This window comes from Rhodopseudomonas pentothenatexigens (genome assembly GCF_900218015.1).
Lineage (GTDB): Bacteria > Pseudomonadota > Alphaproteobacteria > Rhizobiales > Xanthobacteraceae > Rhodopseudomonas > Rhodopseudomonas pentothenatexigens.
In genome coordinates, this window is sequence record NZ_UFQQ01000036.1 from 1 (window position 1) to 16,127 (window position 16,127).

8 protein-coding genes, 1 tRNA gene and 1 pseudogene are annotated in these 16,127 nt (G+C 67.6%); 4 read left to right on the plus strand and 6 right to left on the minus strand.

The genetic code is table 11. The features are described from left to right. On the minus strand, nt 1-6,611 hold a 6,611-nt coding region (locus tag DWA33_RS22505; RefSeq protein ID WP_114360737.1), incomplete at its 3' end, for an ExeM/NucH family extracellular endonuclease. Between the two features lie 502 nt (nt 6,612-7,113). Between DWA33_RS22505 and DWA33_RS22510 the strand changes: the two genes are divergently transcribed. The 3 genes from DWA33_RS22510 to DWA33_RS22520 all read left to right on the plus strand — a co-directional run bounded on the left by DWA33_RS22510 (nt 7,114) and on the right by DWA33_RS22520 (nt 10,859). Then, nucleotides 7,114-8,895 (plus strand): type I secretion system permease/ATPase, encoded by a 1,782-nt coding sequence (locus tag DWA33_RS22510; protein WP_114360759.1) that lies wholly within the window; start codon nt 7,114-7,116, stop codon nt 8,893-8,895. Nucleotides 8,896-8,905: 10 nt separating this feature from the next. Continuing rightward, nucleotides 8,906-10,228, plus strand: coding sequence for an HlyD family type I secretion periplasmic adaptor subunit (locus tag DWA33_RS22515; protein ID WP_114360738.1), 1,323 nt, complete (start codon nt 8,906-8,908; stop codon nt 10,226-10,228). A 235-nt stretch (nt 10,229-10,463) separates the two neighbouring features. Beyond that, complete coding sequence (locus tag DWA33_RS22520; protein WP_114360739.1) at nt 10,464-10,859, plus strand: hypothetical protein; 396 nt, start codon at nt 10,464-10,466, stop codon at nt 10,857-10,859. 357 nt (nt 10,860-11,216) lie between these two features. Here the strand turns inward: DWA33_RS22520 and DWA33_RS22525 are convergent. The 5 genes and pseudogenes from DWA33_RS22525 to mnmA all read right to left on the minus strand — a co-directional run. Then, nucleotides 11,217-11,483 (minus strand): annotated as a pseudogene (locus tag DWA33_RS22525) (acyl-CoA carboxylase biotin carboxyl carrier protein subunit); the annotation flags it as partial. Between the two features lie 287 nt (nt 11,484-11,770). After that, nucleotides 11,771-11,847: transfer RNA gene (locus DWA33_RS22530), tRNA-Met, on the minus strand. Between the two features lie 127 nt (nt 11,848-11,974). Continuing rightward, nucleotides 11,975-12,316, minus strand: coding sequence for a hypothetical protein (locus tag DWA33_RS22535; protein WP_114360740.1), 342 nt, complete (start codon nt 12,314-12,316; stop codon nt 11,975-11,977). 45 nt (nt 12,317-12,361) lie between these two features. Next, the gene (locus DWA33_RS22540; protein ID WP_114360741.1) at nt 12,362-13,000 is read right to left on the minus strand and encodes a class I SAM-dependent methyltransferase; all 639 of its coding nucleotides are present in this window, start codon (nt 12,998-13,000) and stop codon (nt 12,362-12,364) included. 19 nt (nt 13,001-13,019) lie between these two features. Next, nucleotides 13,020-14,213, minus strand: a complete 1,194-nt coding sequence (gene mnmA / locus DWA33_RS22545; protein WP_114360742.1) for a tRNA 2-thiouridine(34) synthase MnmA — start codon at nt 14,211-14,213, stop codon at nt 13,020-13,022. A gap of 312 nt (nt 14,214-14,525) precedes the next feature. Between mnmA and DWA33_RS22550 the strand changes: the two genes are divergently transcribed. Continuing rightward, complete coding sequence (locus tag DWA33_RS22550; RefSeq protein ID WP_114360743.1) at nt 14,526-16,115, plus strand: flagellar hook-length control protein FliK; 1,590 nt, start codon at nt 14,526-14,528, stop codon at nt 16,113-16,115. Nucleotides 16,116-16,127 lie beyond the last annotated feature (12 nt).

The following is a 16,127-nucleotide window of genomic DNA, read 5'->3' on the forward strand; positions in this document are numbered from 1 at the left end:
CCCATCGCGACGCCGCCGACGATCTGACCGGTGGCGCTGTTGAACAGGCTGTCGGCATAGCTGCCGACCAGATTGATCGCCTCGTTGCCGCGCAGGTCGAACCGCGCCGCATCCTCGGGGGAGACCCCTTCCGGACCGTTGCCGTCGCCCTTGATCAGGCCGTGGTTGGTGATGGTCGTCACCCCCAGCGCGTTGGCGTTGCTGGAGTTGTCGACCTGGATCGCACGGCCGTAGCCGTAGATCTCGCCGCCGGCATTGTTGACGATGCTGCCGCCGCCGATCGCGATCGCTTCGGAGACGTTCGGCTCGCCGTCGTGATAGCCCTCGGCGCCGAGACCCGAGATCTTGCCGTAGTTCACGACCTGCACCAGACCGTCGACATCGATGGCGTCGCCGTCGCTGTCGGTCAGTTCGGCCGAGCGGCCTTCCATCACGCCGTAGTTGGTGATGAACGCCTTCTGCGCTTCGGTTCCGTCGGTATCGAGGTTCACCGCCGAGCCGTTGCGACCGATCATGGTGCCGCGGTTGACCACGGTGACCGCGTAGTCACCGGTCACCGCGTGGCGCGCACCCTCCAGCAGACCGCCGGCGTAGTTGTTGACGCTGCCGCCGGTGTCGCTCTGGAAGTCGATCAGGTCGCCGCCGCCGACGAAGGAGGCGTCGGTGGTGATCGTGCCCCAGTTGTTGACGACGCCGTCGACGCCCGGACGGATGACGTCGGTGTTGCTGCCGACCTGGCGGATGACACCGCCGGCCAGGTTGTTGATCACCGCCGAAGCGCCGTTTGCGTCGAAGCTGCGGAAGTCGAGCACGCGGCCGTTGGCTTCGATCACGCCGGCATTGTTGACCACGATGCTGGCGTCGGCGTGGCCGGCCTGCTGCGGGGTCACCGCACCGCGAATGACGCCGCCCGCGAGGTTGTTGACGGCCAGCGAACCCGTCGCGCCGGCGGTGGTGGTCAGGGCACGGCTGGAACCTTCGATCTCGCCGGCGTTGTCGACCACCGCGTCGCCGCCGCCCTGCCAGACGATGGCGTTACCGGTGACCGCAAGGGTACCGCCGGCTTCGATCGCCACCTGGTCGTCGTTGTCGACGATCAGGCTGGAGGTCAGGGTCGCGTCGGTCTCGATGGTGATGGCCGAATACGTGGCCGAACCGTCGACCGACCAGGTGCCTTCCGCCACCTGCAGGTTCTCGACGTTGATGGTCGAGGGCAGCTCGCTGCTGCCGCCGCCGATCAGCCGGACGGTATCGTTGCCGGCACCGCCGTCGATCAGCGCCGGGGCGCCGTCTTCGGTGGAGACGATGATCAGGTCGTCGCCGTCGCCGCCGTCCGCGGTGTCGCCCTCACCCACCGTGAGCTCGTCGTTGCCGTCGCCGGCTTCGAGCGTGTCGTAGCCGTCGCCGCCCACCAGGATGTCGTCGCCGGCGCCACCGCGCAGGGTGTCGTCGCCGTCGCCGCCGAGCAGGGTGTCGTCGCCGGCCTCGCCGTCGAGTTCGTCGTCGCCCTCGCCGCCGTCGAGCTGGTCGTCACCGGCGCCGCCGAGCAGCACGTCGTCGCCCTCGCCGCCGTCGAGCCGGTCGTCGCCGCCAAGGCCGACGAGACGATCGTCGCCGCCGAGGCCGGTGAGCTCGTCGTCACCCAGCGCACCGGTGAGTTCGTTGTCGTCGTCGTCGCCGACCAGAACCACCGACTCGACATCGAGGACGGTGTCCTCGCGATAGTCGAGGTTCTGGATGCGCTCGTCATGCGCCCGATCGGTGTCCGCCACGTCGTAGGGCGTGTCGGAGTATTTCGCCGCGAGATATTCGGCGAAGGCGTCCTGTTCGGTGCCCTCGGCGGCGAAGTTGGCGACCTGGCCGGCGTCCGGAACCAGGTCCGGCGTCAGGTTGACGACGTTGGCGAAGGCCGGATCGGCAGCGATGAAGCTGGCGAACGGGTAGCCGTCGCCGCCGGTGAGCAGGAAGCTCAGCGTGACCACGCGGATCGCCATGTTCGGATCGACCACCAGCTCGCCATTGGCGACCAGCGCCAACACCGGGTTGCCGTTCTCGTCGATCAGCGCCGCCGACTGGACGCGATTGCCGGCCGGATTGTCGATGTCGAACGAGTAGGAGATGCCGCCGAGCTGAGCGAACTGGCCCGGGGTGGCGGTCGCGGTGGTGGCCTTCACCGCGTGCTCCAGCACTTCGAGGAGCTGCGACGCGGTGACCGTGACCAGGGACAGCGCGTTGTTGAAGCGCAGTGAGTTGGCGATGTCGAGCTGCGAGATGTCGCCTTCCTGCTTGCCGACGCCGGGGTTGGCCGCCGGCGGGTTCTCCACCGCGGTGTCACCGACCGCATAGACGTTGCCGATCGAGTCGCGGATGCCGCCGCCGTTCTTGATCGACACCAGCACGGTGCCGTCGACCTTCTGCGCGTACCAGAGGTTGGCGTCCGCCGTGAGGTTGCCGAGATTGGTTTCCTCGGTGCGCACCTCGCCGCGGCGGCCTTCCAGATACACGCTGGTGCTGCCGAACAGATTGCCGTCCTGGGCCTCGATCACGTCGCCCACCGCCTGCGCGATGTCGTCGACCAGATCGCCCCTGCCGCCTTCCGCGAACGGATTGGCGTCGTCGGCGTCGACGTCGCCGTCATTGTCGACGTCGACGGTGGTGTTGCCCTGATACAGCGAGTCGACCACCTCGTCGGTGCTCGCGTAGGCGCCGTTGACGGCCTTGTTCTCGGTGTAGATCACGTTGCCTTCAGCGTCGAAATCCACCACCAGCCGGCCGACATAGGAGTATTCGCCGGAGGTGTTGACGATCAGCGTGGTGTTGCCGTCGGCGTTGGCGGTGACGATCGGGTAGGTGCCGCCGGCGGTGTCGCCCGGCGCCAGCACGTCGGTGTCGTCGGCGAGCAGCGTGTGCGAGCCGCCGGCGATGATGACGTCGACGCCGTGCAGCAGCGGCGCCAGTTCCTGTTCGAACGAGAGCTGCTGCAGATGGCTGACCAGGATGATCTTGTTGATGCCCTGGGCCAGCAGTTCGTCGATGGTCGGCTGCAGGATGGCCGCGAGCGCCGCCATGTCGTTGACGTCGTCACCGATCACGTCGATGCCGCCGGTCGAGGAGATGCTCTCGACGATCTGGGTGGTGGCGCCGACCACGCCGATCTTCTCGCCGCCTTCCTCGATGATGGTGGCGGGCGCGATCTTCTTGCCGATGCCGGCCGCCGGCGGGAAGCCGGTGTAGTTGGCCGCGTCCTGGATCGTGCCGGTGTAGAGCCCCGACAGGTTGGAGTCGCCCGAGAAGTTCAGGTTGGCCGAGAGGTAGGGGAACTGCGCGCCGGGGAAGCTCGCGGTCTGACGGATGATCGCCGCGAACGGATTGGTGCCGGCGTCGAACTCGTGGTTGCCGATCGCCGACGCCTGAACGCCGATGATGTTCAGCATCGAGATGTCGGCGGTGCCGAAGCCCGGCGAGATGTTCAGCGAGCCCGGCGTGAGCCCGTAGTAGGTCTCCAGCGCGGTCTCGTAGACTTCCTTCAGCGACGCGTCGCTGCCGGCGTTGAAGAACGGGCTCGGGATGAAATTGTCGCCCGACGACAACGTGATCGAGTTCTCGTAGGTGTCCTCCAGATAGTCGACGATGGCGGCGAAATTGCCGGCGCGGTCGACGGCGTTGAGGCCGGCCTCGAAGTCCGAAGCGTGCAGGATCTGCAGCGTGTAGGCGGCCGCCGGCTCGTCTTCGCCGAGGTTGAGGCCGACGATCACCGGATCATGGTCGGACACCCGGACGGCCTCGTCGCCGTCGAAGATCGAGGTGTCGCGGCCGTAGTCGGTGTTGTAGTCGAGCGCATCGGCCTCGTCGGCGTTGATGTGCCAGGTGGTGACGCCGGACACCTGAGAGCCGAGGCTGCCGTTGGCAAAGGCGTAGTCGAGCGTGCCGGTCTGACCGTCGAACACGTAGGAGTAGGCGCCCTCCTCGCGGTTCTGCAGGTTCTCGTAGCCGGCGCCCTCGATGATCGCCGTGGACTGCTCCTTGGCGTAGCCGTTGAAGTCGCCGAGCAGCATCACGTCCGGATCGCCGGAGCCGGTCGGATCGCTCGCCGCCCAGGCGGTCAGAGCGGTGGCGGCAAGCTCGCGCTGGTTCTGCCAGTTGCCCTGACCGTCGCCCTGGTCGGCGTCGGCGCCCGAGCCGGTGCCGCTCTTCGACTTGAGGTGGTTGGCGATCGCCGTGAAGGTCTCGCCGGTGGCGACTTCTTCGAACGTCACCGCCAGCGCGTTACGGCTGGTGTTCTCGCCGTCGAACACGGCGCCGACCGTGCTCTGGCTGAGCAGGCCCGAAAGGCCGAGGCCGGGAAGGTCGGCGTCGTTGAGGATCTCGACCGTGGTGCCGTCGGCGATCTTGACCGCCGTGGTGTTGTAGATGAAGCCCACCGCGATGGCGTCGCCGCCGACGAAACGTTGGCCGGGATCGACCCAGGCATAGGTGCCGGCACCGACCGCGGCGTTCAGTTGCGCCACCAGATGCTCGATCGCGTTGCCGGAAGACCCAGCCAGGAAATCGTTCTCCAGTTCGGTCAGGGCCAGCACGTCGACGTCCATGTCGAGGATGGTTTCGACCAGCTTGGCGGTCTGGCGCGCCAGTTCGGTCGCGTTATCGGCGCCGCGGGGGTCGGCACCGATCGCGGTGGTGGCGGAGCCGACATCCAGCGTCGTGAAGTAGTTCAGCACGTTGAAGCTCGCCACCTTGAGGCGACCGCCGACGTCCGCCGGCTCCTCGGTCCGCGCCGGCGCGGTGTCGTCGAAAGTGTTGGTGCCGTCCTCGACGGAGCGGATCCGCCAGGTCGCGCCCGAGGCGGAATTGCCGGCCCACTGATAGTCGAGCACGCCGGTCAGCCCGGTGATGGTGTCGCCCATCCGCGGCGCAGTCTCGGTGTTGTAGACCGGGCCGAAGCCGTCGAGATTGCTGATCGGCTCGTTCTGGGTGTTGAGACCGTCGTCATAGGTGATGGTGCGGGCGCCGAGTTCGGCCAGATAGGCCTGATACGCCGCGGCGTCCGGCGCGTTCTCCTGGGTGAACTGCGCCGGGCGGTCGCCGGCCACCAGCTTGATCTCGTTGAAGCGATCGAGATTGTACTGCTCGGTGATGGTCAGGGTCTGCGGAATGGTGACCAGCATGCCCTCATAAGCTTCCAGATCGGGCTGGTAGTCGCCGTCCTGGCTCAGCGTGGTTCCCGCCGACGGCAGATCGATCTGCACCGCCATGGTGTTGATGTCGGCCACCGCGCCGGCTTCGACGATCGAGATGCTGCTCGCGGTCAGCTCGGTCAGGCCGAAATATTCGCTGACGGAGCCGGTCACCCGCACCTTGTCGCCGATCTGGACGTCGGTCGAGCCGCCGTAGACGAAGATCGCTTCCGAGGTCAGGACGTTGCCGTCCGAATCGGTGATTTCTTCCTGCACGTAGAAGCCGTTCAGGTTTCGGCCGGTGTCGCTGTCGCCGTTCTGGAAGTCGCCGACCACGATCGCCTCCACCGTCACGGTCTGGCCGACCATCGTGCTGCTGGCGCCTTCGCCCTGGATGGTGCTGATCTTGGTGATGCCGACGTCGTCATTGACGATCACGCCGGTGGCCTGGGAGGAACCGCCGATGGTGGTGGTCACCGCCGCGGAGTTCGACACGGTGTCGAGCGTCAGCGTGAAGCTCTCGTCCGGCTCGTTGCTGGTGTCGCCGGCCACCGTGATGGTGACGGTGGCAGTGGTCTGTCCTTCGGCGATCGTTCCGGAGAAGCCCGCCGGCGTCCCGCCGACATAGTCCGACGCATTGGTCTGCGACGAGGCGAAGGTGCCCGAGAACGACACGTCGCCGACGGTGCCCCCGCTGCGCTCCACCGTGAAGGTATAGACGGTGGGGCCGGCGTCGCCTTCGTCCTGAGAGACCGAGGTCGAGCCCGGCACAAAGCCGACGGTCTGTCCCTCGACCGGCGTGTCCGGCTCGCTGGTCACCTTGATGTCGTCGATGCCGACCCACTCGTCGTTGCCGCCGGCGTTGGTGGTCATAATACGGACCTGCAGGTCACTGTGGCCGTTGACCTCGGCGGGAAGCAGCAGATCGAACGGCGTCACCTGGGTCGCGCTGCCCTGGGTGGTCACGTCCGCAGCATAGCCGCCGGACACGTTGGTCCAGGTGCCGGAGGATCCGAAGCGATACTGCACGTTGATCTGCTGGGCGGCGTTGTCGGTGCTGGCGTCGAGGTCGCGGACATTGAACGAAACCCGGACGTCCTCCCGGCCGGAGGCGTCGAGATACAGCACCAGGCTCGGCGCGTCGGCGGTGCCCGAGCCGTTCAGCGCGATGGTCGGGTTGGCGATGTCGAATTCGGCGACGCCGCCGTTGGTCAGGGTGTTCGGAGCAGTCGCGTTGGCGATCACGTCGACTGCGCCGAGGGCCGCGCCGGTCAGCGTCCGCGGGTCGACATTGGTCGGCGAGGCGCCGTTGATGTCGCCAAGATAGCCCATGATCGACGGCACATTGTTCCAATTGTCGTCGGCGGTGATCAGACCTTTGTTGGTCCAATCCTGCAGGAGGTCGCCGTTCGCCAGGACATGATAGGTCGTCGACATCGATTGCCACTCCAATGATCGGGGGATGGACGTCGAGCGCCGTCGACGCGCATGGCGCGACGGGCCCGAACGGCCGTGGTTAACGAGCTGTTAATGTCGGCATCTAGGACGTGAACGCTAACAATTGGGTGACTGGATCTTAACGTTGGAATGAAAGGTCGGGACCGACAGCCATATCCCCGGCCGCGCGGAACTGACGATGAAGCGCTGTTCCAGAACAGCGCCGTGCCCCGGCGTCGCGTATGATATTCATATGATATAGGCGGTTGGCTACGTTAAGTCGCGAGCGGTTCTCACTCGCCCTGGTCACCCCGGGCGGCCTTCGCGGCCCCGGGGGCGGCCGGCAGCACGGCGGCGTTTGGTCGCAGGTTCGGGAAGGACAATCCGCTTGCACGGGCCCGGCGCGACGCCGGGCGCTGTCATGTGACTGACGCTTATCGTCGATAACAAACCCCGCACGGCTCTGATCATGGCGATCCGCCGCTCGTTTCGATTGGAAATCATGACCGTCCCGACGCCGTCCCAACAGGCTGCGACAAAGCCGCGCGATCTAACGACCGTTGCAATCGCCTCCTGCCGCAACGCCTTTATTGCGGTCGGGCTGTTCTCGGCCGTGATCAACCTGCTGATGCTGGCCGGCCCGATCTACATGTTACAGGTGTATGATCGCGTCATCCCGTCACGGAGCATCCCTACGCTGATCGCGTTGTCGATCGCGGTCGCGGCTTGCTATGCGCTGCAGGGTTTGTTCGATTCCTTGAGGCAGCGCATCCTGACCCGGATCGGTGCGGCTCTGCATATCGCACTGTGGCAGCCGGTCGTCGCCACCATTCTGCGCGGGCCGCTGCGCGGCGGTGCGGGCAATCGCGGCTCGCAACTGTCGCACGATCTCGACTCCGTCCGTTCGTTTCTGTCCGGGCTCGGTCCGACCACGCTGTTCGATCTGCCGTGGATGCCGCTGTATCTCGCCGGTTGCTTCCTGCTCCACCCGTATCTCGGCTGGACGCTGGTCGCCGGTGCAGTGCTGTTGTTCGGAATCGCGCTGGTCACCGAACTGCTCACCCGGGAGCCGACGCGCGAGGCGTCTCGCAGCGGCGCGGCGCGCGGCGTTCAGCTCGAAGCCGGGCGACGGAATGCGGAAATCGTCGCCGCGCTCGGGATGGAGCGACGTCTGATCGAGCGGATCGGCGCCGCCAACGACGAGCATATCGCCGCGCAACAGCGCAATGCCGATATCGCAGGATCGCTCGGCGCGCTGTCGAAGACGCTGCGCTTCATGCTGCAATCGGCGCTGCTCGGCCTCGGCGCATATCTGGTGATCGAAGGCGAGGCCAGCAGCGGCGTGATGATCGCGGCCTCGATCATGGGCAGCCGCGCGCTCGCCCCGGTCGAACTCGCGATCTCGATCTGGAGGCCGTTTCTCGGCGCACGGCAGGCATGGCAGCGGCTGCGGGCCGCGCTCGGCAGCGGCGATGCTCCCGCCTCGGCGGTGGCGCCGGAACCCGCGACACAGCGGCTGACGGTCGAGCAGGTCTTCGTCGCTGCACCCGGCAGCGGCACGCCGATCGTGCAGAACGCCACCTTCAAGCTGGAAGCCGGCCAAGCGCTCGGCGTGATCGGGCCGTCCGCCGCGGGCAAGTCGACCCTGGCGCGGGCGCTGGTCGGGATCTGGCCGGTCGGCCGCGGCGAGCTCCGGCTCGACGGCGCGACGCTCGATCAATGGCCGGCGGATATCCGTGGCGGCATGATCGGCTATCTGCCGCAGGACGTCGAGTTGTTCGACGGCACGGTGGCGGAGAACATCGCCAGGTTCGATCCGGAGATCGACGATCAGGCGGTGATCGCCGCCGCCAAGGCCGCCGGTGCCTACGACATGATCCTCAAATTGCCGAAGGGGTTCGAGATGCGGGTCGGCGAAGCCGGCGCGACGCTCTCCGGCGGACAGCGCCAGCGGATCGCGCTGGCACGCGCGCTGTACAAGGATCCGTTCATGGTGGTGCTCGACGAGCCGAATGCCAGCCTCGACGCCGAGGGCGACGCCGCGCTGACCGAAGCGATCCGGCGCGTGCGCGCCCGCGGCGGCATCGCGATCATCGTCGCGCATCGGCCGGCGGCGCTGGCCGCCGTCGACCTCGTGCTCACCCTCGCCAATGGGCAGGTGCAGGCGTTCGGACCGAAGGACGAGGTGCTGCGCAAGACTTTGGCCGGCCATCCGGTGCCCGGCGCCGTTCCGCTGCAGGCCGTGCCCGACGCCCGCATGGCACCGGCGGCAGCCGTGAGCTGAGGACCTGCGCATGTCTCGATCTCCCGACACCAAGCCGCCCCGCAGCAATCCAGCGCGCGATATCCGCCGCGCGGTGATTGCCGGCGTCGCGACACTGACGCTGGTGATTTCCACCGCCGGCGTGTGGGCGGTGACCGCGCCTCTCGCCAGCGCGGTGATCGCTCCGGCGCAGGTGGTGGTCGACAGCAACGTGCGGCGCATCCAGCATCCGACCGGCGGCGTGGTCGCCGAGATCTACGTCAATGACGGCGATCAGGTCCGCGCCGGCGACATTCTGGTGCGGCTCGACGAGACGCTGCCGCGCGCCAATCTGGCGCTGATCGAAAACCAGCTCAATCAGCTCACGGCGCGGCGCGCCCGGCTGCAGGCCGAACAGAGCGGACGAGACGCCCTGGTGCTGCCTCCGGAGATTCTCGCACGCCGCGACGTCGCGGTGATCGCCGAAATGATCGACGGTGAAACCACGCTGTTCGCCCGGCGCCGCGAGGCGATCAGCGGCCAGCAGTCGCAATTGCGCGAACGCAAAGCGCAGATCGCCGACGAAATCCGCGGCCTCGAAGCCCAGATCGCGTCGAAGCGCGAGCAGGTCCGCTGGATCCAGACCGAGCTCGACGGCGTCCGGCAGCTTTATGAGAAGAATCTCGTGCCCTATGCGCGCCTCACCGCGCTGGAACGTGAGGCCTCCCGGCTCACAGGCGAGGACGGGCAACTGATCGCCGAAATCGCGCGCGCGAAGGGCCGGATCACCGAGACCGAATTGCAGATCATCCAGCTGGTTCAGGATCAGCGCCGTGAGGTGGCGACCGAGCTGCGCGAGGTCGAAACCAAGCTCGCCGATCTCGGTGAGCGCCGCATCGCGGCGATGGATCAGCTCGAGCGCGTGGTGCTGCGCGCCCCGCAGGATGGTCTGGTCCACCAGAAATCAGTCCACACGGTCGGCGGAGTGATCACCGCCGGCGAGCAACTGATGCTGATTGTGCCCAAGGACGCGCTGGTGGTCGAGGCCCGGGTCGAACCGCAGATGATCGATCGACTGAGGGTCGGGCAATCCGCCAAGCTGCGTTTCAGCGCGTTCGACTCCGCGGTCACGCCCGAGCTCGACGGGACATTGACGCGGATCGCCGCCGACCTGACCAAAGACCAGCAAACCGGTGCGGCGTACTACGTGGCCCGGATCAGCCTCGCCGCGACCGAACTGGCCAAGCTCGAAGGCAAGGCGCTGGTGCCGGGCATGCCGGTCGAAGCCTTCATCCAGAACGGCGTCAGGACAGCATTCGCCTATCTGCGCAAGCCGCTGGAAGACCAACTCGCCCGCGCACTGCGTCAGAAATAGTTCGTCCGAGGCGGCGACTTCGGCGTTCAGCGACGGCGTCGCAAGCTCCGGCCTCGGAGGTTTCGACAGGCGTTGGCTGTGACAGCCGGTGCCGTCGAGCCCGATCGCTGCTTCCGCCGATGCGGCGCTCCCGCGAGCCGGCAGGCCTCGCACCCGGACTATCCGTGGCATCGGCCGCCGTTGCGCGATCGGCCGATTCTGCTAGAGTCGGTCGAATACTATCCTCGCACGCACCATGTTGCAGATGTTCTCGCGGTCGAAGCCCGACAGACAGTTCAAGGCACGCTCTGCCGGACGGGATTCTCAAACCGACGCCGGCCGCGTGAGTTCGATCGAACAGTCCATCGATGCCGCGCTTGCGGCAGCGCAGGCGGAGCACGCAGGTCTGAGTCAGCGGCTGACCGATGTGTTGGCGCGCGCCGCCTTGACGGTCGGCAACGACGCCGACGAATACATCGATCGCGAGCCGGAGAACAACGAGCTGCAGAGCGCACTCAGCGTCGAGATCGCGAACGCCGAGCGTCGGCTCCGGGAGCTGGAAGACAGCATCGGGCACTTCAAGTTTCTGCGGGCCGCACTCGCGACTCGCTTCCCGGATCTGATCGGTTCTCCGAACAAACCCGCCCGATAGACCATAGTCTGCATCGGGCCGGCGGGGTGCAAAATGATGGCCGCTACGTTGTGCATCCGCCGAAGCGCGACTCGATTGGATCGGCTTTCCCGGCACCTCAACGCGCGTTCCTTCGCTGCGATCGCGCAGCGTTGACTGCCGGGCCGGCCGCCGCAGCCGGGATCGACGCATCTCGCTGCTGGCAGCTCGATGGCGGCGCGCTGCACGATCGAGGGCGGGGACCAGCCAACGGGCCCGATCGCCGAGCAGCTGACTTTGGTCCCGAACGATGCCTGACTTTCACACTTGTCGACTTCTGACAGTTGCCGGCTTTCGGACGAACCGCGCTGCTACCTGACTAGCGATTACTTACATCGATCAGGAAAACTCCATGATCACCGCGTCGACCGCGAGCGTGGCGCCGGCGGCGGCGTGGATCTTCTTGATCTGGCCGTCGCGCTCGGCGCGCAGCACGTTCTGCATCTTCATCGCCTCGACCACGGCGAGCGTCTCGCCGGCCTTGACCTCCTGGCCCTCGGCCACTGCGATCGACACGATCAGCCCCGGCATCGGGCACAGCACCTTCTTGCCGGTGTCGGCCTTGTCGACTTCCTTCATCCAGCGCGCCGCCGCCGCTTCGCGCTCGCTCGCGGCTTGCTCGCGCCTCGTCATCCAGAGGTGGCCCTTTTGGACGCCGATACGGGGTCCCGATCCAATGCCGATTGACCGATATGCCCGATACAGGACATCGGACAGAGGTGGATCTGTCTTCGAGATTGTTCTTCCCCGCGAGGGCGCTGCAACGGGAAGGCTGCGTCTCAGGCTCTGAAGACGTGACAAGTGCAGATCTCTGCGCCGTCTATCAACGACACATCTCTTGGCGCAGCATGCGCCGGCCAAGTTCCACGGTTTCAAGAATTTGCAGAAGAATTTGGTAGCGGGAGAGGGACTTGAACCCCCGACCCCAGGATTATGATTCCCGTGCTCTAACCAGCTGAGCTACCCCGCCACGGTGGTTCGTCGTCGGCCCTGCGAGCGAAAGCGACGCGAACGCGCGGCATATAAGGAGGCGCGGGTTGCGCTGTCAAGCAGCCGGCCGGGCCAGCGACCGGCGCGCCCTTCGGTCGCCGCATCGGCTATTTCGGCCGCACCGCCGGGTCGCCGCCCGGAGTGCCCGGCGGCGGAATCACCCGCATGGTGCCGACATCCGGGGCCGGCGCGCGGATCTCCGGGTCGATGCCGGTCGGCGGGCAGAGCACGCCGTCGGTTTTAGCCAGCTTTTCGCCGAGCGGCTGCCCGGTCTGCCCGGTGGTGGCGCCAGGCGCGGTGGTGCCGGGCGGATTGGCGGTCCCCGGATGCGGCGCGCAGGCGGTCGCGGCCGGAGCGGCGGTTGTCGGCGGCTTCGGCGGCGCCTGGGCCAGCGCCGGCGCGGCGGCCAAGGCGAGACAACCGAATGCAAGGGTGAGCTTCGACATCATGCCCGGACAACGTGACGCGTGGCGCCGCGTTCCGGCGACGAGAGGTCACAGTTTGCGATAGCGGATCAGCGAGAAATGGCCCATCGGCGGCATCGGCCGACGCTCGGCCAGTTCGACCCCGCCGTGACGCGCCGCCCAGTTCACCAGCCGCTGCCACGGGAACTCGGGCCGCCAGCCGAGGCGGCGCGCGATCGGCGAGAACGCCAGCTCGAACAGCTTGCGGGGACCGCTCTCGGCGCCGATGTGGTTGACCAGGATCAGCTCGCCGCCCGGCTTCAGCACGCGGACGAAATCGTCGAGCGTGGCTTCCGGGTCCGGCACCGCGGTGATGACGTATTGCGCCACGACCGCGTCGAAGTGGTTTTCCGGGAACGCCAGGTTCTTGGCGTCCATCACCGCCAGCACGTCGACATTGGTCAGGTTCAGCGCGCGAACACGCTCGTGCGCCTTGCGCAGCATCGGCTCGGAAATGTCGACGCCGCACAGCCGCGTGGTCTTCGAATAATCCGACAGCGACAGTCCGGTGCCGACGCCGACGTCGAGCACCCGCCCGCCGATCGCATCGGCCACCGCGATGGTCGATTGCCGGCCGCTGTCGAAGACTTTGCCGAAAACCAGATCGTAAATCGGCGCCCAGCGCGCGTAGGCTTTCGCCACGCCCGCGCGATCGATGTCGTTCGCCATACCCCGCCCCGAAATGTCCTTAGCCGCGCGCGGCGGCCAGCGCCGGCGCCTCGATGTGCTCACGCCCGCCTTCGAACCGGCGCGGCGCCGCGCTCTTGATGAAGCCGCCGCCGAGTACGCGGGCCTGGCCTTCGGCCGCGTCGTAGAACACGCAAGCCTGGCCCGGCGACACGCCCTCTTCGCCGACCACGAGTTCGACCTCGTAGCCGCCGTTCGCGGCGCGCAGCCAGGCCGGCTGCGGCGCCCGCGTCGAGCGCACCCGGACGAACAGCTCCAGGCCGTCACCGATCACATCGTCGAGCACCCCGTCGCCGATCCAGTTGACGTCGCGCAGCACGATCCGGTCCATCAGCAGCGCTTCGCGCGGGCCGACCACGACCTGCCGCCGCGCCGCATCGAGCCGCAGCACGTAAAGCGGCGCGCGCGACGCAATACCGAGACCGCGGCGCTGGCCGACGGTGAAGTGCACGATGCCGGGGTGCCGGCCGAGCACGCGGCCGTCGACATCGACGATGTCGCCCGGCTCCATCGCGTTCGGCTTCAGCCGCTCGACCACGTCGGTGTAGCGCCCGGTCGGCACGAAGCAGATGTCCTGGCTGTCGTGCTTGTCGGCGACCGACAGACCGAATTGCCGCGCCAGCTCGCGGGTCTGCGGCTTGGTCATGTCGCCGAGCGGGAAGCGCAGGAAGTCGAGCTGCTCGCGGGTGGTGGCGAACAGGAAATAGCTCTGGTCGCGGTCGGCATCGGCGGCGCAGACCAGCGCGCGCGAACCGTCCGGCAGCCGCCGCGACGACACGTAGTGACCGGTTGCCAGCGCCGAAGCACCGAGTTCGCGCGCTGTGGCGAGCAAATCCCGGAACTTGACCGAGCGATTGCACTCGATGCACGGCACCGGCGTCTCGCCGGACGCGTAGCTGTCGGCGAAGCTGTCGATCACCGACTCGCGAAACCGGCTTTCGTAGTCGAGCACGTAGTGCGGGATCCCGATCCGCTCCGCGACCGCGCGGGCGTCGTGAATGTCCTGGCCGGCGCAGCAGGCCCCCTTGCGATGGGTGGCGGCGCCGTGATCGTAGAGCTGCAGCGTGATGCCGACGACGTCGTAACCCTGCGCCTTGAGCAGCGCGGCGGTCGTCGAGGAATCGACACCACCGGACATCGCGACCACGACGCGGGTGTCCTGCGGCCGGCCTTCGAGATCCAGACTGTTGAGCATTGGTTCAGTCATGAGCTGCGACCGGCGTCTGCCGCGCGGTCATCCTTCCGCATTGTCCGGAAGCGGCCGTGCCAGTTCCGCGAACCTCGGTGAGGCCTGCTTTTAATATAGGCCGCGTTCCGGGGGCGCAATCGCAGCGGCCGGCTTTTGCCGAACCACGCGGCGGCAGATTCTGCCCGCCGCGGCAAGAATCGCGTGCCGGCGGCCGCTTCCCAACCCGCCGACACGCCATCATCCGTTTGTATTCGCTACTGTTTTTGTTTGGCCCGGTCCTTGCTGAAGGGATTCGACTGAAGCGTGAGAGAGATTGCCGTGGTCACCGTATCGCCCGATGTCGCAGCCAGCACCGCCTCCCTGTCGCCCCGCCCGTCGGCGCGGCAAGAGCGGTCGTCGCACACCGACGATTTCGCTGCGCTCGTCGACAGCAATACCGCCGCCTACGACAAAGCCACCGCGGCTCCGGCCAAATCGGACCCCCGTCCGTCGAGCAGTGCGGCGGACGAGCGCAGCGCCAGCCGCAGTTCCCGCGCCGAGCGAAGCGACGTACCGGACCGCAGCCGCGACGCCGACCAGGGCTCCCGGCGCGCCGACGACGCATCCTCGCCCCGTGAATCGACGGCCTCGGATGCGAAAGCGGACGATGCCGGCGGAGCCGACAAATCCAGCAAGACCAAGGGCGACAAGGCGGACGGTGGCAAGTCCTCCGACGAGGGCGCGTCGAGCGACGGCAAGGCCAGTGCGGACGCAACGGGCACCGACCAGACAAAGACCGACGATGCCACCGCGACCGTCACCATCACCGCGGACGCCACCGCACTGATGGCGCCGAAGGTCGAAATCACGCCGGCGGCCGCCACCGCGACCGGCGATGCGACAGCGTCCGGCGCTACGCCGGCAGCAGTTGCGGCCGCTGCTGCGCTCAAGGCCAAGGCGGCGGCCGAGACCGGAACCGTGTCGACACAGGCCCAAAGCACTGCGCAGACCGCGACCGCGGAGACGGCTTCGACCGGTGTCGCGACCGATCCGAAGCTCGCGGCGCTCGCCGCGCAGGCCAATGCGGCCAAGCCCGGCACCAAGACCGACGCCGCTGCCAAGCCGGACGGCAAGACCGAGACCAAGACGGTGGCGACGACCGCCGACGGTGCGACGATCCAGGCAGCGACGGCAAACGCCACGGCCGCGGCGACGCAGCCGCAGGCCGCTGCGGCGACGACCGAGACCCAGCCGCATGCGGACTCCAAGGCCGCCCACGCGCTCGCCGGCGGCGGCGAGGGCAAGGACGGCGGCCAGAAGCCAGGCGCCTCGTCTCTCGGCACCGAGACGGCTCTGCCGCAGGCCCAGGCCAATGTCGGCAGCAATAACCTGCCGCAGACGCCGTTCACGGTGGTGCCGCATCTGCAACCGACCCTCACCGCTGCCGGCACGACGACCGCGGCCGCCGCGCTGCTCACCGCAAACGCCGCGAGCAATGCGCCGGTGCCGGTCGAAGGCCTCGCGGTCGAGATCGCCGCGCGCGCCCGCGGCGGCGCGACCCGCTTCGACATCCGGCTCGATCCCGCGGAGCTCGGCCGCATCGACGTGCGAATCGACGTCGACCGCCACGGCCAGGTGACGTCGCATCTCACCGTGGAAAAGCCCGAGACGCTGCAGATGCTGCGCCAGGACCAGACCCAGTTGCAGCGCGCGCTCGATGACGCCGGCCTGAAAACCGGTGACGGCGGCCTGCAATTCAGCCTGCGCGACCAGTCGTCGTCGGGGCAACAGCAAGGCCAGCAGCAGGACGGCGGCCGCCGTCCGCAGCAACTGGTGATCAGCCAGGACGAACTGCCGCCCACGGCGAACGCCGGCCGCGGTTACGGCCGCATGCTCGGTGCGAGCAGCGGCGTCGACATCCGGATTTGAGGAGTAGCCAGC